Raw genomic sequence first — 22,170 nt, 5'->3', positions numbered from 1 at the left:
GTACTATACTTCCTTATAAGGAAGCAAGAAGGGATGAAAAGTTTGGACAATCAACATAATCAAAATCATATTATGGGAACTTTGCAATGGTTTATTTTTTTATTAGCAAACTCAATCGCGCTACCAATTGTCGTTGGCGGATTATTTCATCTTACGACGGAAGAAGTATTTTATTTAATGCAGCGTACGTTTTTCGTAGTTGGTATATCTTCTTTTTTACAAGGATGGCTTGGACATAAGCTTCCGATTGCGGATGGACCAGCTGGATCTTGGGTTGGTGTATTTACCGTGCTTGCTTATGCAACTGTAGGGCAGGATCAATTACATAGTACATTGCAAATTTTAGAATTAGGAATGATGGTTGCGGGAGTTGTTTTAATAGGGCTAGGAGTAACGGGAGTTATCGGGCGTATTTTATTTTTATTTACGCCGCTCGTGACAGGGACGTTCTTACTTTTATTATGTTTACAATTAAGTGGTGTATTTTTAAAAGGAATGCTAGGAATTACAGCTACTGTTTCTCAAATTGATGGATTTACAGCATTAATTGCTTTTGGCATATTTTTATTCGTAGTCATACTCTCCAACTTCGGAAAAGGGTTTGTTAAAAGTTATGCGGTTTTAATAGGGTTAATTAGTGGCTGGATTATTTTTCTCATTGCAGGAAAAGTGACGATCCCATCTCAAGTAACTCATTTTGTGCAACTTCCACATATATTCGCGTGGGGAATTCCAAAATGGAATACAGGTATGGCTGTATCAAGTTTCGTTATGGTATGTATTTTAGTTTCAAATACAGTGGCAGCTATTATAGCAATTAATCAAGCTACCATTCATAAAGCGACTATTGAACAAAAACAGTTGAAGGATGGAACGTGGGTTGGAGGGATTTCACATATCATTTCCTCTGTATTTTCAACTGTAGGTGTCGTTCCGTTACCAGCAACGGCAGGGTTTATACGCTTAACAAAACAAAAATATATACGATCGTTCTTAATGGCATGTGCGTTACTAGTCGTAATGTCTCTTTTTCCAAGTATCATTCGTTACTTAGCGTCTTTACCATCTGCAGTTGCATCTGCAGTTTTAATGGCTTCGTTCGTACAGCTAATTGGAATTGGGCTAAATAATATAAAACAAGTGGAGCTTAATGAAAGGAATGTAACGATTTTAGGAGTTGCGGTATTATTTGGTTGCGGTGTTATGTTTTTACCGTCTGGAGCACTCCAATCGTTGCCGTCTGTTATGCAATATATATTCGGAAATGGTTTGTTCGTAGGCACAGTTGTAAGTATATTGCTAGAACAAATATGGCGCATTCGAAAGTAAGTGGATAAAAAGAGTGTCCGCACTGTATAAAAGTCTAAAATAACATAGGAAATAAAGCCCATTTTTATTCACCACCTGCACATTTCGTTCATACAATATCTTGACTAAATAAACACCCAACTTACACATATACGGCTCTGGCTTAAGCAAGGAGGGTTATACCAGTTGAAGGAAAAAGCGTATCAATCTAAACCTTTACTCACAAAGAGAGAAAGAGAAGTATTTGAATTACTCGTTCAAGATAAAACAACGAAGGAAATTGCAGGTGAACTTTTTATAAGTGAAAAGACAGTTCGCAACCACATCTCTAATGCAATGCAAAAGCTAGGGGTTAAAGGACGTTCACAAGCAGTTGTTGAGCTTCTTCGTATGGGAGAGCTCGAACTATAATAGAAGAAGCCGACTTTTATATGAAGAGTCGGCTATTTTTCTGTTTGTTTCATGTTCTGTATGAATGATAATAATGTTTCATATATAAATAGGTAAGGCTATAAAGAACGCGATAAATAAAATATAGAAATAAAACTCCCGCTATTAACAAAGGTAGCGGGAGTTTTATTTTGAATGGGCATTTATATAGAAGAAACCGACTTTCATATAGAAGATCGGTTATTTTTCTGTCTTGCAAATTATGAAAAAAAGGAGCAAAATAAAAAAGGTCCTGATCTATATAGGTACAAATGAAAATTTTTATACAGGGGCACTTTAAGTTAGCGAACTTAAAGTGTGTAAAATATACTGATAAACATAAAAGATGATGAATGAGAAAACGGGTGATTAAGTTGAATAGAGCGATCGGTGTTATTGATTCAGGAGTGGGCGGTTTAACAGTAGCGAAGGAATTAATTCGTCAGTTGCCGAAAGAGCGTATTATATATTTAGGGGATACAGCACGTTGCCCTTATGGTCCGCGTTCTCGTGAAGAAGTGCGTCAATTTACGTGGGAAATGACGGAGCATTTATTAGATTTAAATATCAAAATGTTAGTTATTGCGTGTAATACAGCAACTGCGGTTGTATTAGAAGAAATGCAGAAACAATTACCAATTCCAGTAGTTGGAGTTATTCATCCAGGATCACGTACAGCTTTAAAAGTGACAAATACGTATCATGTTGGGATTATTGGAACGATTGGAACAGTAAAAAGTGGCGCCTATGAAGAGGCGCTAAAGTCTATTAATAACCGTGTTATGGTAGAAAGTTTAGCGTGCCCACCTTTCGTTGAGCTTGTAGAGAGTGGGAATTTCGAAAGTGAAATGGCGTATGAAGTTGTAAGAGAAACATTGCAACCGTTGAAAAGTACTGACATTGATACGCTTATTCTAGGATGTACACATTATCCGATTTTAGGTCCTGTTATTAAAAAGGTAATGGGGGATCAAGTACAATTAATTAGTTCGGGTGATGAAACAGCGCGTGAGGTAAGCACGATTTTATACCATAGTAAGATGTTAAATGAGGGAGAAGAACAAAGTGATCATCTCTTCTTAACGACTGGTAAAATAGGCCTGTTTAAAGAAATTGCATCAAAGTGGTTCGGTCAGCCGATTGAAAATGTGAAGCATATCAATTTAGAAATAGAATAATAGTAGATTCATATAAGAGAACTCCTGAGAAATCAGGGGTTTTTTCTGTATAAGTAGCCATAGCTTGTTCTAAAACATGAAACAGCTCGTATACATAATAGTACAAACTTAGATTTTAGGGGGGAATGGCATGCCTAAATCCACTTTTAAATGGGTTGTTGGTGCTACTGTGAGTGCGATTTTATTATCAGGGTGTGGCTTGTTAAATCAAGAGAAAGCGACAGAACAAATTGATCCGCCAAAAAAAGTTACGTATACAGAAGGTGAAAAGAAAGAAACTGCTAAAAAAGATAAACAAGGGCAAACAGTAAATAGAGAGTTATACCTCGTTGATAAAAATGGATATGTCGTACCGCAAACTATTGCAATGCCTACTCCGAAAGCGAATGAAGTTGTCCAGCAAACGTTAGAGTATCTTGTGAAAGATGGACCAGTTACAAATTTATTGCCAAATGGATTTCGAGCAGTCCTTCCAGCGAATACGACGATGACCTTGAATTTGAAAAAAGGCGGGACAGCAGTAATTGATTTCTCTAAAGAAATGAAAAATTATTCAAAAGAAGAAGAACGTCAAATTGTTGAATCAGTAGCGTGGACTTTGACTCAATTTACAGAAATAAAACAAGTGCAGTTCCAAATAAATGGTGAAAAGTTAGCGAAGATGCCTGTTGCGGGTACACCGCTTGGTGAAGGTGTAAGTCGTGCGAATGGAATTAACTTTGATGATGAACAAGTAGCAGATGTGACGCATACAAAACCGGTTACACTTTACTTTATGGCGCAAAATAATAATAAGCAGCAATATTACGTACCAGTAACAAGGCGCGTTGCAGAAGGAAAAGAAAATGATTACTCGGCAATTGTGGATGAGCTTGTAAAAGGTCCGATTCAAGGATCGCTACTAAATGATTTTAATCCAGGAGCTAAGCTTATTACGAATCCAAAAGTGGAGAACGGAAATATTACATTAAACTTTAATGAAAATATATTTGTGAACCCAGACAAAAACATGATTTCAAATTATGTGTTGAAATCGTTAGTCTTATCTTTAACGGAAAAACAAGGTGTGAAAAATGTTTCTATTGAAGTGAATGGGAAAGCAAATCTTATGGATGAGAAAGGTGAAAAGTTAATAAAACCTGTTGATCGTCCACAAAACGTGAATACAGGTAGTTTTTAATCGCGAATAATTTGATATACTTATGTAAGAAAGGGGAATTGCTTTTTGAGTTCCCCTTCTTTTATTGTTATACATAGCGTACATTTAAATTTGGCTATACTAATGAGAGTATTTATGAGGGGGTTATTTTTATGCGAGTAGATGGTAGAGGAAAAGCAGAGCTACGCCATATACATATTCATACAAATTATTTAAAACATCCAGAGGGATCAGTACTAATTGAAGTTGGAGATACAAAGGTAATTTGTTCAGCGACAATTGAAGAGCGTGTACCGCCGTTTATGCGCGGAGAAGGAAAAGGCTGGGTAACAGCAGAATACGCAATGATTCCACGTGCGACAGAGCAACGTACAATCAGAGAGTCAAGTAAAGGGAAAGTAACAGGGCGCACAATGGAAATCCAGCGTTTAATTGGACGAGCATTACGTGCGGTTGTTGATTTAGAAGCGCTTGGCGAAAGAACGGTTTGGATTGACTGTGATGTAATTCAAGCGGATGGCGGAACGAGAACAGCTTCAATTACAGGTGCTTATGTAGCGATGGTATTAGCTTTTGAAAAATTATTGCAAGCAGACAAAGTATCTAAAATTCCGGTGAAAGATTATTTAGCAGCAACGTCAGTAGGCATTGTTGAAGAACAAGGTGTCGTTTTAGATTTAAATTATGCTGAAGATTCTAAAGCAGACGTTGATATGAACGTTATTATGACTGGAAAAGGTCAGTTTGTTGAAGTACAAGGAACTGGAGAGGAAGCGACGTTTAGCAGAGCTGAATTAAATGAATTACTTGATGCTGCTGAACAAGGGATTTTCCAACTTGTTGAAAAGCAAAAAGAAGCGTTAGGTGACATCGTATCTCATATAGAGTAGAGGTGGAAAATATGAAGCAAGTTGTTGTAGCGACGAAAAATCTTGGGAAAGTACGTGAGTTTGCTGAGTTATTTGAGAGATTTGACTTAGAAGTGAAATCTTTACACGATTTTCCTCATATTGAAGAAGTCGAAGAAACTGGTGAAACATTTGAAGAAAACGCAATTTTAAAAGCGGACAGTCTTAGTAGACAGTTGAATTCCATCGTAATTGCGGATGACTCTGGTCTTATTGTAGATGCCTTAAACGGGAAACCAGGTGTATATTCAGCTCGTTTTGCTGGAGAGCCGAAAGATGATCAGGCGAATATAGATAAAGTGTTACAAGAGTTAACCGACGTCGATTTAGAAAAACGTACAGCTCGTTTTTACTGTGCGCTAGCAGTTGCTTTCCCTGAAGTGGATAAAGAGCCGGTTATTGTAAACGGAACGTGCGAAGGAAAAATCTTAGAACAGCGCCGCGGGGAAAATGGTTTCGGATACGATCCGATTTTTTATGTAGAAGAATATAAAAAAGCGATGGCGGAGCTAAGCTCAGATGAGAAAAATGCAATTAGTCACCGCGGGCGTGCTCTTCGTAAATTAGAAGAAAAAATCCCAGAATGGTTTTTAGAAGAATAAGGGAGAGAGATTGATGAAAGCTTTAATCGTAAGCGATAGTCATAGCTCTGTGAAGGAATTACAGCAGTTAAAAGAGAATTACGAAGGGAAAGTAGATGTCATGATTCATTGTGGTGATTCAGAGCTAACGCCTGCTCACGAAGAGCTGCAAGGTTTCCATGTTGTAAAAGGGAATTGTGATTATGCTAACTTTCAAGATGAAATTGTAACTGATGTAGATGGAATTCGTTTCTTAGTTGTACACGGTCATCGTCATAATGTGAAAATGACGTTACAAACGTTAGCGTATCATGCAGAAGAAGTAGGAGTGCAAGTAGCATGCTTTGGACATTCTCATGTATTAGGGGCAGAATTAATTGATGGGATTTTATTTATTAATCCAGGAAGTATTTTGCTCCCGCGCTCTCGTGTGGAAAAAACATTCGCTTTATTAGAAATGGATGAAAATCATATAGAGGTTCGTTTTGAAACATTAGATGGACAACTGGTGGAACAAGCAATTTTTAAAAGAGGATAAGAAAAATTATCCTCTTTTAAAAAAGTGTTGACTTTATAAGTAGTTATGAATATAATAAATATTGTCGATAGGGCAACGGCGCTAACGAAGAAAAATAAAATAACATGTGCGGGTGTAGTTTAGTGGTAAAACAAGAGCCTTCCAAGCTCTGGTCGAGAGTTCGATTCTCTTCACCCGCTCCATGTCCCAGTAGCTCAGCCGGATAGAGCATACGCCTTCTAAGCGTACGGTCGGGAGTTCGAATCTCTCCTGGGACGCTAAAAAAACCTTGTTATCTTTTGATAACAAGGTTTTTTGTTTGTCTAAAAATTGATGTATGTGCAAGAGGTGTGAAAATACTACAATGGAATATATGATAATGAGTATATAAAGTAGATTAAAGTACATCAAAAACAGAGCACCGTTTATGCGCCCTGTTCCTCTTATTTAACTTAAAGAATCAATAGGTTTATGGTGAAACTCAAATCCATATCCAGATTCTCCTAATTGTTCACTTACAATGTTATAAAACTTTTTCCCATAAAAACTAGGTTCATTCTGCGAATACACTTGTATAATGAATTGTGTTCTTCCTATTGTACTTGGAACTTTTTCATGGATTTCATCACTTTCAATGAATCCTAAATATGTATTGATTTTGTCTTGTAGAAGTAAAATGTGCTCATCGTCAAGTTCTTCGCTTTTATTCCACTCTAAAGCATCAAAGATTGTTAAGTACACATTATCTTTATTATCCTCGTCTATTAAAACTAAATCGACTTGATCCGTATCATGTAATGCCATATAAAAGCCTCCTTATTCTTCTTTTCTTATTACATTTATTTTCGTTGGTGGAATCTCTTCTAAATGTTCAAATGGTGGTTTGTTCCTACTTTTAACAATTGCACCTGATTCCGGGGAAGGCTTTTTTCTGATTTTTAGTAAAGGGTGCAGTAGGTGACGATTTTAACTCCACTAAGTCAATCTTACCATTTGCGTCCTTGCCTCCTATATCTATACGAGTGCGTACGCCCGATTTTGTTTGTACGGTTATTTGTTCATTCAATTCAGATTTAGGTTTTTGTTGTTTTATAACCTCGAACATTTTTGTTTCGTATTCTTTACCTGCTAAGCTATTAGCTTTTAAAGTTTTCCGTTGTTTTTCTAGTGTGGCTGCTGCATCTATTGCATTGGAAACTTTTTTGGCACCTTTGACTACTTTTATTCCCTTACCAACAGGAGTAAGACCCGCAAAAACCATGACACCAGCACCAGTGCGTTCCCACCACGAAAGTTTTTCGCCAGTGTCGGGGTCAACACCTTCTATAACGCGTCGTACATCATATTCACCCGATAGCTCGCCCGCTAGGTCTCTAGTAATTTTCTCTAAGGATATGATATCCCCTATAATGCTATCTACGAATGCAGCGCATACTTAGCAATCGTTTATAACGATACAAACAAAATGCAGCAGCAAGGGATCGCATCGTTTAGCGTAACTGGCGTCGGCTCATTCACATGCAAAGAAAATAACATTTCTAGTGCGATTGGGCAGCCGTTATCGGAACTTATCCCCGACAGTGTGTTACAATTAAACGAAGCGGAAAGCGAGGATCTCCAATTGACTGGACGTGTGATTAGTTGGACAGTTTAAGAAGGTTGTATAAAAAGGGAGATGGCGCAAAGATGGCGAGAGCAAACGAGAATGATTTAACGGAGAAATTGGCAGAAGGTCACCGGAAATATGGTGACGGCAACTTTACAATACAGAACATCGGCGATGAAACTAATTCGAATTGGACTGTCGTAAAAAATGTGAGAAAGGGATCGGCAGGCATTCGCGAAGAGGAAGATATATTAAGACTGCGATCAAAATATATAAAATAGTGCGGAAAGGTACGCCGAGATTCGCATTTTAAGACGATTATTTTTTATTCCGTGGATAAGGGGATTCATCTAAATGCGTCAGAATTTTCAATAGGGAATCGATAGAACAAAAAGGCATTCAACATTGACGTAGAACTACTATATAGCGTATAATATTAATTAACAAAAACGGTCAGTTGACCGCACAAATGAACGTTCAGCAAGCGATGAAAGAATCGTTTATATATCGTAGGTAATTGACGGGTCGGGAGTTCGAATCTCTCCTGGGACGCTAAAAAAACCTTGTTATCTTTTGATAACAAGGTTTTTTGTTTGTTTTAAATTAGTTATTAATAAATTTTTCAAAGACAAAACCGTAATCTTTCACGTTATATTGCTTTTTCGTATCAACGAGCCAGTTAAAGGCGATCTCGTTCATCTCTTTAAACTGTTCTGCTAAATTTACTTGTGCATTTGAAATACGGCTGAAAGCGTTAGATGCCATATCTAAACTTTTATGTGCATACTGCAATGTAATGTCGTTGTCGTATGAAATTTCTTCGATTTTAAGAAGAGCCTTATATAAATCTTTTAATTCTTCAATATGTTTTTTATGAACATCAATTGAGTAATGCTCATCTCCCATTTGAAATTTAATTTCTACATCTAAATCAATCGTTCCTGCAGTTTCAAGTGCTACGTTTTTAATTTGATATTTACTATAGCTAAAGCGGCGTAATGTACGTTTTTTGCTTGTGGCACTTGTACCATCTAGGTGAATTAATCCTTTGTTTGTAAAGCAATATTCATCCGATTTTGATTTAATAAGAAAGTAAATTTTCTCCCCATCTTCATGCATTACGTAATCATCAGCATCGACCTTATCGTAATCTTTTGGTGTGATAACGGAACCTACATCGCTTAATCCTAAAACGTCAGCTGCCATTTTTTTGAACATATATAATCCCCCTTGTAAAATAAATTCTTAATTGTACAAAAATATATTAACATGATTTTAAACTTATTTTTGAAATCTTACAACTCTGTAAGGTAAGTGTAAGGAAGTTCGATGGTAACAAATTACTAATCTTATATAATGAAGCTAACAACGATAAATGAGGAGGAAGAGATGATGAAAGGATTAATCGTAACGGGTTTAACAGTAGCTTTTGGGTTTGTGGCGTATGAAAAGTTAACATATGTAATTGATGTTGTAAAACATTTAGTAGCGTAGAAAAAACTGCCATGAGAGGGAAAGGGAATGAGTGAATGAATGGAATGGTTATTTGGAATTATAGGTACTTGTAGTGTAGTTTTATTGTTCTTTGTCCCGAGTGGTATACTTAGTTCGACAACGAGTTTGTTCTTTTTAAGTTTGTTTGCTTGTACGATGCTTATTATTATGTTTTTAATGAAGCGAAGTAAACCAATCTTCTATTTTAGCATGATTGTTATGGCAATTATTGTTCTCCAAATTATTACCCTTGTTATATACCCCACAATTATAAAAGCTTTCCATTAATGATGAACCCTCTGCCGTCTGTTGCTGAGGGTTTTTGTTTGTGAAAAATGAATTTCATTTAGAAGTTTGTTGCTTTTTCGTTATGAAAATAGAATATTCCTATATTTCAAATAAATAATTTTGGAATGTTGTGTTCTCATTACGCATTTGATATATTTACTTTGAAGATCATTAAAATCTAGAAAAAGAGGCGGACGTATGGATAAAAAAGAAAATACGGTCGTATTGTTTCCGCAACTATCAGAACGCTATATTGATAAAGGTTTTTTAGCGTTGAAAGAGCGGGAATTCGAAGATGCATTGCGCTGCTTTGAAATATTACGTCAGTATAATGCAGAAACGGAACAAACAGAATTAGCTTCCGTTATTTGTTTGCTAGAATTAAAACGTATGGAAGAAGCGAAAGAAAAATGTGAGCAGTTGCTTGAAACAGGAGCTGTATTATTTGGTGATATTCTTGAAACGTATGTAACTATTTTAGTTCAAACAAATGATTATGAAGGTGTCATTGAAACTGTTGAGGAAGTTTTGCAAACGAAAGATATAATTCCTGAGCAAAAGGAAAAATTGGCGCAGCTTGCTTTGTTTGCGCAAGGGATGCTGAATGAAGAAGATACACCGCTAGTGGATTCGAATTTTGAATTAGAAGAATTTACCGATGGGCTTTTTGGAGAAAACTTTGGTCAAAAGCTAAGAGTGATCCAGAAACTTTCGTTAAAAGACCTGGATCTCGCACTTCCTACTTTAAAGAAATTTTTAATAGACGAAGATCAGCACCCTTATTTAAAAACTTCTATTTTGTATAAAATGGTAGAAAATCAAATAGAAGAAGAGATAGAAGTAGAGAAGTTTGGAAATACGATAAAGGTGATTCCAGCATTTACAGGTCATAATGAGGAGCAATCCGATAAAATTATACATAAATTCTCAAACCGATTAGAGCAAAATTATCCAGATATATTTAGTACGATGGTTACATACTGGAAAGAATTACAAATTAGTATTTTTCCGTTCCCTCTATTAATGGATAAAGTAGAAATTTGGGCTGCTGTCTTAGAGAGAATTGGAAGAAAGCGTTTCGGATTGGCTATTGATGAAGAAGAACTTATGACAGCATACAATATTGAGTTTGAGGAATTTCATATTGCCTATCAATGGTTACTGCGCATTGAAAGAGAAGGGTATTTGCCCGTATAATTATGAAAAAGAATCGTTCAGTTATTGAAACGAGCACATTCTATGTTATAATGTAAGGGTTGCAAAAGGCAGAAATCTGCCTGTTTGTAAGAGAAGAGGAGTATAATTCTCTTACTTAATATGTTTCATATTAGTCTCGAACAAAATATACCGTAGTTGTCTCTTAGACAATTAGTAGATTGGAACATTGTATCTGAAAGCTTTTTGCTAGAGGGTTATTTGTACATTTGTTATTTCAAGAAAGAGATAATAAAAATTTTGATCTATAGAGGTATGTGCATACATTATTATAGTTGGAGGGAAAGAATAAATGTCTACAAAATGGGAAAAATTAGAAGGTAACGTTGGCGTTTTAACAATCGAAGTTGATGCTAAAGAAGTAAATAACTCTATCGACGCTGCATTCAAAAAAGTAGTAAAAACAATTAATGTACCAGGTTTCCGTAAAGGAAAAATGCCTCGTCCATTATTCGAACAACGCTTTGGTATTGAATCTTTATACCAAGATGCTTTAGATATCATCTTACCAAAAGCATACGGTGAAGCAATCGATGAAGCTGGTATCTTCCCAGTTGCTCATCCTGAGATTGACATCGAGAAATTCGAAAAAGGCCAAAACTTAATTTTCACTGCAAAAGTTACTGTAAAACCTGAAGTTAAATTAGGTGATTACAAAGGTTTAGCAGTAGAAAAAGTTGAAACAACTGTAACTGACGAGGATGTAGAGAACGAAGTAAAAGCTTTACAAGAGCGTCAAGCTGAACTAGTTGTTAAAGAAGAAGGAACTGCTGCCGATGGTGATACAGCTGTAATCGACTTCGAAGGTTTCGTTGATGGCGAAGCATTTGAAGGCGGAAAAGGCGAAAACTATTCTCTTGCAATCGGTTCTGGTACTTTCATCCCAGGTTTCGAAGAGCAAGTAATTGGTCTTAAAGCTGGTGATTCTAAAGAAGTTGAAGTATCATTCCCAGAAGAGTACCATGCTGCTGAATTAGCTGGTAAACCAGCAACATTCAAAGTAACAATTCACGAAATCAAAACAAAAGAACTTCCTGAGTTAAACGACGAGTTCGCTAAAGATGCTGACGAAGAAGTTGCAACTCTTGATGAATTAAAAACAAAACTTCGTACAAACTTAGAAGAAGGCAAAAAGCACGAAGCTGAGCACAAAGTACGTGACGAAGTAGTAGAATTAGCTGCTGCTAACGCTGAAATCGACATTCCAGAAGCTATGATCGACACTGAGTTAGATCGTATGGTTCGTGAATTCGAGCAACGTTTAAGCCAACAAGGTATGAACCTTGAGCTTTACTACCAATTCACAGGTACTGACGCTGACAAATTAAAAGAGCAAATGAAAGAGGATGCACAAAAACGTGTAAGAATCAATCTTGTTCTTGAAGCTATCATTGAAGCTGAAAACATCGAAGTTACTGAAGAAGAAGTAACTGCAGAAGTTGAAAAAATGGCTGAAATGTACGGTATGCCAGTAGACGCTATCAAGCAAGCTCTTGGAAGCGTAGACGCTTTATCTGAAGACCTTAAAGTGCGTAAAGCTGTAGACTTCTTAGTAGACAACGCTGCATAATAAAATAACAAGGCGCGATTTTAATCGTGCCTTGTTTTATAAATATAGAAATATATTTATAAAACTTTTCGATGAAGAAGGAAAAGTGCCTTTGTAAGTCGAATATACATATTTCAAAAGTTTTAAAATTTTTTTATTTGTACATAACTAGTCATATTATTTGTATTTCTCGCTACGTAGTGACATAATATGTATTTACATACGATACATTTATCGTGTACATACGAAGGCAAGAGGTTAGCACTTTGTAAGGGGTGTGAAAATATGTTTAAATTTAATGATGAAAAAGGTCAATTAAAATGTTCTTTCTGTGGTAAAACACAAACACAAGTTCGAAAGTTAGTTGCAGGTCCAGGTGTTTACATTTGTGACGAGTGTATCGAGCTTTGTACTGAAATTGTACAAGAGGAGCTTGCGAAGGACGAAGAAGTAGAATTCAAAGATGTACCGAAACCGGTAGAAATTCGTGAAATCTTAGATGAGTATGTCATCGGACAAGATAACGCGAAAAAAGCACTAGCGGTAGCGGTATATAACCATTACAAACGCATTAATTCTAACAGCAAAATTGATGATGTAGAATTAGCGAAGAGTAATATTTCACTTATTGGGCCAACTGGTAGTGGTAAAACATTATTGGCACAAACATTAGCGCGTATTTTAAATGTTCCATTTGCAATCGCGGACGCAACATCTTTAACAGAAGCTGGATACGTTGGGGAAGATGTAGAAAACATCTTACTAAAACTAATTCAAGCGGCTGATTACGATGTAGAAAAAGCGGAAAAAGGAATTATTTATATTGATGAGATTGATAAAGTGGCACGTAAGTCCGAAAATCCATCAATTACACGTGATGTATCTGGTGAAGGTGTACAGCAGGCACTTCTGAAAATTTTAGAAGGTACTGTAGCGAGCGTTCCACCTCAAGGTGGTCGTAAGCACCCGCATCAAGAGTTTATTCAAATTGATACAACGAACATCCTATTCATTTGTGGTGGAGCGTTTGATGGCATCGAGCCTATTATTAAACGTCGCCTTGGTGAGAAAGTAATTGGATTTGGTGCTGAGAAGAAAAATGCTGATGTAAATGAGAAGCATGTTTTATCTCACGTTTTACCAGAGGATCTTTTAAGATTCGGTTTAATTCCGGAGTTTATCGGTCGTCTTCCAGTTATTGCGAACCTAGAGCCGCTTGATGAAGATGCTCTTGTAGATATTTTAACTAAACCGAAAAATGCACTTGTTAAGCAATTCCAAAAATTATTGGAGCTTGACGATGTTGAGTTAGAGTTTGAAGAAGGTGCACTAGTTGAGATTGCGAAAAAAGCAATTGAACGTAAAACAGGTGCTCGTGGACTTCGTTCTATTATTGAAGGCTTGATGCTTGATGTAATGTTCGAACTTCCATCTCGCAAAGATATCGAGAAGTGTATTCTTACGAAAGAAACAGTAGCTGATAATGAACCGCCGAAATTGGTGTTACAAGACGGTACTGTACTTGATACAAAAACATCTGCATAATGCGAAGAAGAAACAGCAATTTTTATAATTGCTGTTTTTCTTTATGTTTAGCACTATTCCTCCCAGGAAATACTAAAAGGTAAAACATAGCGGGAGGAAATGAATTATGAGCTGGACAAATATATTTTTACTTGTTCAACTTGTTTTTGGCGTAATTGTCGGATTGTATTTTTGGCATTTACTTCGAAATCAGCGAACACAAAAAGTTTCAATTGATCGAGAATCGAAAAAAGAATTAGAGCAGCTTCGTAAAATGCGTGAGGTTTCTTTAACAGAGCCGCTTGCGGAAAAGGTACGTCCTACATCCTTTATAGACATTGTAGGGCAAGAAGACGGGATTAAGTCGTTAAAAGCGGCTCTTTGTGGTCCTAATCCGCAACATGTGATCATATACGGTCCACCAGGTGTTGGAAAGACAGCGGCAGCACGCCTTGTATTAGAAGAAGCGAAACGAAATCCGAAATCTCCATTTCGTACAAATGCAACATTTATCGAACTTGATGCGACGACAGCTAGGTTTGATGAGCGTGGTATTGCGGATCCATTAATTGGTTCAGTGCATGATCCTATTTATCAAGGAGCAGGTGCAATGGGACAAGCGGGTATCCCGCAACCGAAAAAAGGGGCTGTAACAGATGCGCATGGTGGTATTTTGTTCATTGATGAGATTGGTGAATTACATCCAATTCAAATGAATAAAATGCTAAAAGTGTTAGAAGATCGGAAAGTGTTTTTGGAAAGTGCGTATTATAGTGAAGAAAATTCGATGATTCCAACGTATATACATGATATTTTTCAAAAAGGTTTACCTGCAGATTTTCGCTTAGTTGGTGCAACGACACGTTCACCAGAGGAAATTCCTCCTGCAATTAGGTCGCGTTGTTTAGAAGTGTTCTTCCGTGAGTTAGATACAGAAGAAATTCAAAAAGTAGCGAAAAATGCAGCTGACAAAGTGGAGATGCAAGTAGGTGAGAACGGTATCGAAATGATTGGAATGTATGCAAGAAATGGGCGAGAAGCAATTAATCTCGTGCAAATTTCTGCTGGTATGGCGATAAATGAAGAACGACCTTTCATTAAAGATGAAGATATTGAGTGGGTTGTTCATTCTAGTCAGCTTACACCAAAGTACGAAAAACGTATTTATCCAATTCCGAGAATCGGTCTTGTGAACGGGCTTGCTGTATATGGGCCGAATACAGGTGCGTTATTAGAAATTGAGGTAACAGCTATTCCTGCGAAAGATAAAGGATCAGTAAATGTCACTGGAATTGTAGAAGAGGAAAGTATTGGAAATCAAACGAAATCAATCCGCCGTAAAAGTATGGCGAAAGGTTCTGTTGATAATGTGTTAACAGTACTTCGTTCTCTAGATGTGTTGCCAGAAGGGTATGATATACATATTAATTTTCCTGGTGGTATCCCGATTGATGGTCCTTCAGCAGGTATTGCTATGGCAACAGGTGTCTATTCAGCAGTGCATCGTACGTATGTGAATAATGAAGTAGCGATGACAGGTGAGATAAGTATCCACGGAGAAGTGAAGCCTATTGGTGGTGTGTACGCAAAAATAAAAGCTGCGAAAAAAGCGGGAGCTAAGAAAGTCATCATTCCGGCTGAAAACATGCAACCATTTTTGTATACAATAAAGGGAATTGAGATCATTCCTGTTCGCAAATTAAAAGAAGTATTTGAATTAACATTTATGCAGGAAAATATGCATCGTGAGCTTGATGCACATAATGATTTGGACGAAACAGATGCACAATCAATGTGAGAATATACAATAATAAAAATTTGCCAGACTTCGTTTAAGTTTGTATGCTTAAGCGGAGTCTTTTTTCTTTTCGTGAGGCACAAAAAAACAGGGGATTAACAATTGCGAAGAATCTCTGCAATTGCATCTAGATGTATTGTAATATAAAATAGTTGAACAGGAGTTTAATTTGTTATGGAGGTGCTATGTCTAGTATGAATACGAATGAAAGAATTGTGCCCCTCCTACCATTAAGAGGCATTCTCGTATATCCAACGATGGTTCTGCATCTTGATGTAGGACGTGATAAATCGATACAAGCACTAGAGCAGGCGGCAATGGATGAAAATATCATCTTTTTAGCGATGCAAAAAGAAATGAATATCGACGATCCGAAAGAAGATGACATATATAGTGTAGGTACAGTGGCGAAAGTGAAGCAAATGTTAAAATTGCCGAACGGTACGCTTCGTGTCCTTGTAGAAGGTTTACATAGAGCAGAAGTAGTAGAGTTTATCGAAGAAGAAAATGTAGTGCAAGTTTCTATTAAAACGGTAACGGAAGAAGTAGAAGATGATTTAGAAGAGAAGGCTCTTATGCGTACGTTACTGGAGCATTTCGAACAATATATTAAAGTTTCGAAAAAAGTTTCAAATGAAACATTTGCAACGGTAGCTGATGTAGAAGAACCGGGAAGACTAGCTGATTTAATTGCTTCTCACTTACCGATTAAAACGAAGCAGAAACAAGAGATTTTAGAGATTGTATCTGTGAAAGAACGACTACATACACTTATTTCAATTATTCAAGATGAACAAGAGTTACTTAGCCTAGAAAAGAAAATTGGACAAAAAGTGAAACGTTCAATGGAGCGCACGCAAAAAGAATATTTCTTACGTGAGCAAATGAAGGCGATTCAAACTGAACTTGGTGATAAAGAAGGCAAGGGCGGGGAAGTTGAAGAACTTCGTGAGAAAATTGAACAGTCAGGAATGCCTGAAGAAACAATGAAGGCTGCACTGAAAGAATTAGATCGTTATGAAAAATTACCTGTAAGTTCTGCTGAGAGTGGTGTCATTCATAATTATATTGATTGGTTATTAGCTCTCCCATGGACAACAGCAACAGAGGATATGATTGACCTCACTCATTCGGAAGAAATTTTAAATAAAGATCATTACGGTCTTGAAAAAGTGAAAGAGCGAGTACTTGAATATTTAGCTGTACAGAAGTTAACGAATTCATTAAAAGGGCCAATTCTTTGTCTAGTAGGACCTCCTGGGGTTGGGAAAACTTCGTTAGCTCGTTCTATCGCAACATCGTTAAACCGTAATTTTGTACGTGTTTCTCTTGGTGGTGTGCGTGATGAATCTGAAATTCGTGGTCACCGTCGTACATATGTAGGAGCGATGCCAGGACGTATTATTCAAGGTATGAAAAAGGCGAAAACAGTTAATCCAGTCTTCTTATTAGATGAGATTGATAAAATGTCTAACGATTTCAGGGGAGATCCATCAGCGGCGTTACTTGAAGTGTTAGATCCAGAACAAAACCATAACTTCAGTGATCATTACATTGAAGAGCCATATGATTTATCGAAAGTTATGTTCGTTGCAACTGCTAATACACTTGCAAGTGTTCCGGGCCCATTGCTTGACCGTATGGAAATCATTTCAATTGCTGGTTATACAGAACTTGAAAAGGTGCACATTGCTCGTGAGCATTTATTGCCGAAACAATTAAAAGAGCACGGTTTGCGAAAAGGTAATTTGCAAGTACGTGATGAAGCGCTTCTTGAAATTATTCGTTATTATACACGCGAGGCTGGTGTTCGTACGTTAGAGCGTCAAATTGCAAAAGTTTGCCGTAAAGCAGCAAAAATTATCGTTACAGCAGAACGCAAGCGCATTGTTGTAACAGAGAAAAATATTGTTGATTTACTTGGTAAGCATATATTCCGTTATGGTCAAGCTGAAAAAACAGACCAAGTTGGTATGGCAACAGGTTTAGCTTACACAGCAGCGGGCGGCGATACACTTGCAATTGAAGTGTCTGTAGCGCCAGGAAAAGGGAAATTAATTTTAACAGGGAAACTTGGGGATGTTATGAAAGAATCCGCACAAGCCGCGTTTAGCTATATTCGTTCTCGTGCAGAAGAACTTCATATTGATCCGGATTTCCATGAGAAAAACGATATTCATATTCATGTTCCAGAAGGAGCAGTTCCAAAAGATGGACCGTCAGCAGGTATTACGATGGCAACGGCACTTATTTCTGCACTAACAGGTATTCCTGTAAGTAAAGAAGTTGGTATGACAGGTGAAATTACACTTCGTGGTCGTGTATTACCGATTGGTGGTTTGAAAGAAAAAACATTAAGTGCTCACCGCGCGGGATTAACAAAAATTATTTTACCGGCGGAAAATGAGAAAGATTTAGATGATATTCCAGAGAGCGTAAAAGAAAACCTTACGTTTGTGCTTGCATCTCATTTAGACGAAGTATTGGAGCACGCATTAGTAGGAGTGAAACAATGAAAGTAACAAAAGCAGATATTGTAATTAGTGCCGTTAAACCGGAACAATATCCAGACAGTGATTTACCAGAAATTGCCTTAGCAGGTCGTTCTAATGTCGGGAAGTCTTCCTTTATTAATAAAATTTTAAATCGTAAAAAGTTAGTACGTATTTCTTCTAAACCAGGAAAAACGCAAACGCTGAACTTTTTCTTAATCAATGAAATGATGCATTTTGTTGACGTTCCAGGTTATGGATATGCGAAAGTATCTAAAACAGAGCGCGCGGCATGGGGCAGAATGATTGAAACTTACTTTACAACACGTACGCAATTAGACGCAGCTGTATTAGTAGTTGATTTACGTCACCAACCAACAAAAGATGACATTATGATGTATGATTTCTTAAAGCATTATGAAATCCCAACAATTATTATTGCAACGAAAGCCGATAAAATTCCGAAAGGGAAATGGCAAAAGCATTTAAAAGTTGTAAAAGAAACGCTTGCTGTTGAAATTGGCGATGAAATCGTTCTATTCTCTTCTGAAACAGGACTTGGAAAAGAAGAAGCATGGAAAGCAATTCATAAAATGACAAAAACAAAAAACGCGTGACGAATGTCGCGCGTTTTTTTTTATTTACTAAACTTTTAGCGTACGTTTAATGTAACTTCAATATTTCCTCTTGTTGCTTTAGAGTAAGGACATACACCGTGAGCGGCTTCTACAAGTTCTTGTGCTTCGGCATGAGAAACACCAGCAACATGTACGTCAAGTACAGCAGATAGTCCGAAACCACCATCTGTATCTTTACCGATAGAAACGTGTGCAGTCACTTCTGTACTTTCCACCTTCATACGTTTTGTACGAATTACAAGTTGCAATGCACTATCAAAGCAAGCTGCATAACCAGCTGCAAATAATTGTTCTGGATTTGTTGCTTCTCCGCCTGCGCCACCTAGTGCTTTTGGCATTTTTACATCAAGATTTAATATGCCATCATCTGAAACTACCTTACCGTTTCTTCCACCTGTTGCTGTTACTGAAGCAGTATATAATTTATCCATGTTTATTCCCCTTTTCTGTCATTAATTTTTTTCATTGTTTCAATTAATGTGTTTAATTGGATTAATAAAGAATGATATTCTTGCTCTGTAATGCCTAAATTTGTAGCCATCGTTGTTGGTAATGAACAAGCTATTTCTTTTAAATCTTTACCTTGTTCTGTTAATTCAATACAAACTTTTCGCTCGTCTTCTTTTGAACGAACACGTTGTACAAGTTTTAATGATTCCATACGTTTTAACATAGGTGTTAAAGTACCAGAATCTAAAAATAGACGTTCTCCAATTTCTTTTACTGTTAGTCCGTCTTGTTCCCAGAGTACGAGTAAAGTAATGTACTGGGGATACGTAATGCCCATTTCTTCTAAATAGGGGCGGTAAAAACGGGTAACCTCTCTAGAACAAGCGTAAATAGAAAAACAAAGTTGGTTATCTAGATGCAAAGGATTTTCTTTCATAGGCAACTCCTTGTATTTTTAAATTGTGCACAATTTAATTTTGTAAAACCAATATAACGAAAAAGAAATACAATGTCAAATGCATTGCATCGAGAAAGTGAGTACTATATTTTGGAACAATCATACATATTTTCCTTCATGATGAAAGAAGATAGAAAAGATGATGTTATAATTAATATGGAATAGTTTCCATCACTTGATTATGAGGACTTTTTTTGGTAACGTACAAATAGAGTTATTATTTTATAATTATTATAAAGTAGAAAGTTCTTTATTAATCTTACTGAAGCTCCTTTATTACATATGGAGAATAAATAAAAAATAATCAGTTGTTCACACGATTGTCAGATTCATAAGAGGAAAGTTGTATTATGATAGTAGATAAAGTGATAAAACGGGTGAAGGGGGACATGCTGCGTGCATATTCTTGTTGTTAGTGTAAATTATCGAACAGCCCCTGTAGAATTTCGTGAGAAACTCACATTTCAGGCAGCAGAGCTAGAGCAAGCAATGACTATATTACAAAACCAAAAGAGCGTGCTAGAAAATGTCATTGTATCAACTTGTAATCGCACTGAGATTTACGCTGTTGTCGATCAATTACACACGGGACGGTATTACATTAAGAAGTTTTTAGCTGATTGGTTTCAGCTTGAAATAGAAGAAGTCGCACCATACTTGTCTATTTTTGAACAAGATGGCGCAATAGATCATTTATTCCGCGTAACGTGCGGTTTGGATTCTATGGTTGTTGGAGAGACGCAAATTTTAGGTCAAATAAAAGATAGCTTTTTAGAAGCACAACAAGTAAAAGCGACAGGTACAATTTTTAATGAGTTGTTTAAGCAAGTGGTTACGTTAGCAAAACGTGCGCACTCAGAAACAACGATTGGTGAAAGTGCGATGTCTGTTAGTTATGCTGCTGTTGAGCTCGGAAAGAAAATATTTGGCGATTTAACAGATTGTCATGTACTTATTCTTGGTGCGGGTAAGATGGGTGAACTTGCACTGCAAAACTTATACGGAAGTGGAGCTCGTAAAGTAACGGTTATGAATAGGACGCTTACGAAAGCGGAAGTGATGGCTGAGAAATATATGGGACATGCAAAGCCTTTAAGTGAATTGCAATGTGCATTATTAGAAGCGGATATTTTAATTAGTTCAACGGGTGCATCAGAATATGTCATTACGAAAGAAATGATGACAAAAGTAGAGAGAATGCGCTCTGGTCGTCCGTTATTTATGGTTGATATTGCAGTACCACGTGATATTGATCCGGCGATTGATGAATTAGAAGGCTCTTTCTTATATGATATCGACGATCTGCAAGGTGTAGTTGAAGCAAACCGTGCTGAACGTTTAAAAGAAGCAGAGAAAATTCAATTTATGATTGAAGAAGAAATGGTTTTATTTAAAACGTGGTTAAGTACGCTAGGTGTTGTACCGTTAATATCAGCTCTTCGTGATAAAGCGCTAGCAATTCAAAGTGATACGATGGAAAGTCTTGAGCGAAAAATACCAAACCTTAGTGATCGTGAGAAAAAAGTAATTAGTAAACATACGAAAAGTATTATTAACCAATTGTTAAAAGACCCAATTTTAGTAGCTAAAGAATTAGCTGTTGAAGAGGGAGCTGGCGAAAAATTAGCTTTATTTGCGAAGATTTTTGATTTAGAAGTGGAAGAAGCGGGAAATACGGAAGAAGTAGAACATAAAAGAGCGTGGACACCATCCGTTCCATCTTTATAACTTGGAAGGATGATCGGATGAGTTTTTTAAATAACAGTATTATTTATCATATTGCAATTATTTTATATGCTTGTAGCATTAGTTTATATTTTATAGATTATTTCCAAAGTAACCGAAAGGCGAACCGCTTTGCTTTTTGGTTACTTTCGATTGTATGGGTTCTGCAGTCTATCTTTATGTTGCTTAGGGCTACAGATTCAGAAACGAATCCTATTTTAACTTTATTATCAGGGATTTATTTTTATGTTTGGTTATTGATTACGATGTCATTAGTCATTAATCGATTTATGCGTATTGACTTTTTAGTCTTTTTTACAAATGTTGTAGCATTTGGCGTAAGCGCTTTTTCTATTTTTACACCGCTCGGGAAGATGTCGCCAGTACTTGCAGAGCAATTAGTTTCAGAACTTGTATACGTGCATGTCGGTATGGCGATTATTTCTTATGCAACGTTTACTGTATCGTTTATTTTTTCTATTATGTATTTATTGCAATACCGACTATTAAAAAAGAAAAAGTGGAATGCGAGATTAAGAAGATTAGGAAATTTGCCGAAGCTTGAATCTATGTCTTACGGATTAAATTTATTTTCTGTTCCGTTTTTCTTATTAGCAATTATATTAGGATGCATATGGGGATATACAAAATTGGATAATTTCCATTGGTATGATACGAAAGTAATTGGGTCTTTTGTCGTTCTATTTGTATATTGCGTGGGCTTATATTTACGAGCAGCAGATGTGTTGCAAGGTAAGAAAATTGTGCAGTGGAATATCGGGGCATTTCTCGTAATGCTAGTTAACATTTTTCTATTAAGCAGTTTATCTAATTTCCACTTTTGGTATTTATAA

General features: G+C 36.6%; 22 protein-coding genes, 2 tRNA genes and 1 pseudogene. 20 read left to right on the top strand and 5 right to left on the bottom strand.

The genetic code is table 11. From position 1 onward, the window contains the following. The first annotated feature begins 33 nt into the window (after positions 1-33). From MKY70_RS23390 to MKY70_RS23350, 9 genes are all read left to right on the top strand, one after another. A complete protein-coding gene (locus MKY70_RS23390) occupies positions 34-1,329 on the top strand; it encodes a purine/pyrimidine permease (RefSeq protein WP_088034129.1) in 1,296 nt (431 codons plus the stop codon). A gap of 165 nt (positions 1,330-1,494) precedes the next feature. Next, complete coding sequence (gene gerE, locus MKY70_RS23385) at positions 1,495-1,719, top strand: spore germination transcription factor GerE (RefSeq protein WP_000659484.1); 225 nt, start codon at positions 1,495-1,497, stop codon at positions 1,717-1,719. Positions 1,720-2,090: 371 nt separating this feature from the next. Then, positions 2,091-2,915 carry a glutamate racemase gene (gene racE / locus MKY70_RS23380; RefSeq protein ID WP_048517140.1) on the top strand — a complete coding sequence of 275 codons (825 nt, stop codon included), beginning with the start codon at positions 2,091-2,093 and terminating at the stop codon, positions 2,913-2,915. A gap of 130 nt (positions 2,916-3,045) precedes the next feature. Continuing rightward, a complete protein-coding gene (locus tag MKY70_RS23375; protein ID WP_002015339.1) occupies positions 3,046-4,095 on the top strand; it encodes a GerMN domain-containing protein in 1,050 nt (349 codons plus the stop codon). Between the two features lie 131 nt (positions 4,096-4,226). Continuing rightward, a complete protein-coding gene (gene rph, locus MKY70_RS23370) occupies positions 4,227-4,964 on the top strand; it encodes a ribonuclease PH (RefSeq protein ID WP_341025798.1) in 738 nt (245 codons plus the stop codon). 11 nt (positions 4,965-4,975) lie between these two features. Then, positions 4,976-5,584 (top strand): XTP/dITP diphosphatase, encoded by a 609-nt coding sequence (locus tag MKY70_RS23365; protein ID WP_140152416.1) that lies wholly within the window; start codon positions 4,976-4,978, stop codon positions 5,582-5,584. Positions 5,585-5,597: 13 nt separating this feature from the next. After that, the gene (locus MKY70_RS23360; protein ID WP_088034135.1) at positions 5,598-6,101 is read left to right on the top strand and encodes a metallophosphoesterase; all 504 of its coding nucleotides are present in this window, start codon (positions 5,598-5,600) and stop codon (positions 6,099-6,101) included. A gap of 108 nt (positions 6,102-6,209) precedes the next feature. Next, positions 6,210-6,283: transfer RNA gene (locus tag MKY70_RS23355), tRNA-Gly, on the top strand. A 1-nt stretch (position 6,284) separates the two neighbouring features. Next, positions 6,285-6,358 (top strand) — tRNA-Arg (locus tag MKY70_RS23350). Between the two features lie 169 nt (positions 6,359-6,527). On the opposite strand, the gene MKY70_RS23345 is transcribed toward MKY70_RS23350, so the two are convergent. Both MKY70_RS23345 and MKY70_RS23340 read right to left on the bottom strand, forming a co-directional pair. Next, the gene (locus MKY70_RS23345) at positions 6,528-6,884 is read right to left on the bottom strand and encodes a DUF6572 domain-containing protein (protein ID WP_002142229.1); all 357 of its coding nucleotides are present in this window, start codon (positions 6,882-6,884) and stop codon (positions 6,528-6,530) included. A 12-nt stretch (positions 6,885-6,896) separates the two neighbouring features. After that, a pseudogene (locus MKY70_RS23340) lies at positions 6,897-7,473 on the bottom strand (pre-toxin TG domain-containing protein); the annotation flags it as partial. A gap of 72 nt (positions 7,474-7,545) precedes the next feature. On the opposite strand from MKY70_RS23340, the gene MKY70_RS23335 reads away from it, so the two are divergent. Both MKY70_RS23335 and MKY70_RS23330 read left to right on the top strand, forming a co-directional pair. Then, complete coding sequence (locus MKY70_RS23335; protein ID WP_088034137.1) at positions 7,546-7,734, top strand: hypothetical protein; 189 nt, start codon at positions 7,546-7,548, stop codon at positions 7,732-7,734. A 32-nt stretch (positions 7,735-7,766) separates the two neighbouring features. Further along, positions 7,767-7,967: a hypothetical protein gene (locus tag MKY70_RS23330; RefSeq protein WP_002160346.1), complete on the top strand. Its 201-nt coding sequence runs from the start codon at positions 7,767-7,769 to the stop codon at positions 7,965-7,967. Positions 7,968-8,289: 322 nt separating this feature from the next. Here the strand turns inward: MKY70_RS23330 and MKY70_RS23325 are convergent, their stop codons facing one another. Beyond that, positions 8,290-8,904, bottom strand: a complete 615-nt coding sequence (locus MKY70_RS23325) for a PH domain-containing protein (protein WP_000473869.1) — start codon at positions 8,902-8,904, stop codon at positions 8,290-8,292. Positions 8,905-9,219: 315 nt separating this feature from the next. Here MKY70_RS23325 and MKY70_RS23320 point away from each other — a divergent pair, with 315 nt between their 5' ends. The 7 genes from MKY70_RS23320 (at position 9,220) to yihA (ending at position 18,663) form a co-directional block, all read left to right on the top strand. After that, positions 9,220-9,468, top strand: coding sequence for a hypothetical protein (locus tag MKY70_RS23320; protein WP_001983650.1), 249 nt, complete (start codon positions 9,220-9,222; stop codon positions 9,466-9,468). 198 nt (positions 9,469-9,666) lie between these two features. After that, the gene (locus MKY70_RS23315) at positions 9,667-10,665 is read left to right on the top strand and encodes a hypothetical protein (RefSeq protein WP_002034206.1); all 999 of its coding nucleotides are present in this window, start codon (positions 9,667-9,669) and stop codon (positions 10,663-10,665) included. Between the two features lie 310 nt (positions 10,666-10,975). Continuing rightward, positions 10,976-12,253, top strand: a complete 1,278-nt coding sequence (gene tig, locus MKY70_RS23310; RefSeq protein WP_088034141.1) for a trigger factor — start codon at positions 10,976-10,978, stop codon at positions 12,251-12,253. 264 nt (positions 12,254-12,517) lie between these two features. Continuing rightward, the gene (gene clpX, locus MKY70_RS23305) at positions 12,518-13,777 is read left to right on the top strand and encodes an ATP-dependent protease ATP-binding subunit ClpX (RefSeq protein ID WP_000472285.1); all 1,260 of its coding nucleotides are present in this window, start codon (positions 12,518-12,520) and stop codon (positions 13,775-13,777) included. A gap of 106 nt (positions 13,778-13,883) precedes the next feature. Continuing rightward, positions 13,884-15,554, top strand: a complete 1,671-nt coding sequence (lonB, locus tag MKY70_RS23300) for an ATP-dependent protease LonB (RefSeq protein WP_002034202.1) — start codon at positions 13,884-13,886, stop codon at positions 15,552-15,554. A 185-nt stretch (positions 15,555-15,739) separates the two neighbouring features. Further along, a complete protein-coding gene (gene lon / locus MKY70_RS23295) occupies positions 15,740-18,070 on the top strand; it encodes an endopeptidase La (RefSeq protein ID WP_088034143.1) in 2,331 nt (776 codons plus the stop codon). After that, positions 18,067-18,663 (top strand): ribosome biogenesis GTP-binding protein YihA/YsxC, encoded by a 597-nt coding sequence (yihA, locus tag MKY70_RS23290; protein ID WP_002088829.1) that lies wholly within the window; start codon positions 18,067-18,069, stop codon positions 18,661-18,663. Before lon ends, yihA begins: the two co-directional genes overlap by 4 nt. Before the next feature lie 35 nt (positions 18,664-18,698). Here yihA and MKY70_RS23285 read toward each other — a convergent pair whose 3' ends face one another. Then, positions 18,699-19,115, bottom strand: coding sequence for an organic hydroperoxide resistance protein (locus tag MKY70_RS23285; protein ID WP_002015349.1), 417 nt, complete (start codon positions 19,113-19,115; stop codon positions 18,699-18,701). Between the two features lie 2 nt (positions 19,116-19,117). After that, entirely contained in the window at positions 19,118-19,570 is a 453-nt protein-coding gene (locus MKY70_RS23280; RefSeq protein ID WP_002015350.1) for a MarR family winged helix-turn-helix transcriptional regulator, read from the bottom strand. Positions 19,571-19,987: 417 nt separating this feature from the next. Between MKY70_RS23280 and hemA the strand changes: the two genes are divergently transcribed. After that, entirely contained in the window at positions 19,988-21,319 is a 1,332-nt protein-coding gene (gene hemA / locus MKY70_RS23275; RefSeq protein ID WP_002015353.1) for a glutamyl-tRNA reductase, read from the top strand. A 17-nt stretch (positions 21,320-21,336) separates the two neighbouring features. Continuing rightward, positions 21,337-22,170, top strand: a complete 834-nt coding sequence (locus MKY70_RS23270) for a cytochrome c biogenesis protein (protein WP_002015354.1) — start codon at positions 21,337-21,339, stop codon at positions 22,168-22,170.

It is taken from the genome of Bacillus sp. FSL R9-9492 (assembly GCF_038007365.1).
GTDB lineage: Bacteria > Bacillota > Bacilli > Bacillales > Bacillaceae_G > Bacillus_A > Bacillus_A mycoides.
The sequence above is the reverse complement of the archived record's forward strand: the minus strand, read 5'-3'. Positions and strand labels throughout refer to the sequence as shown.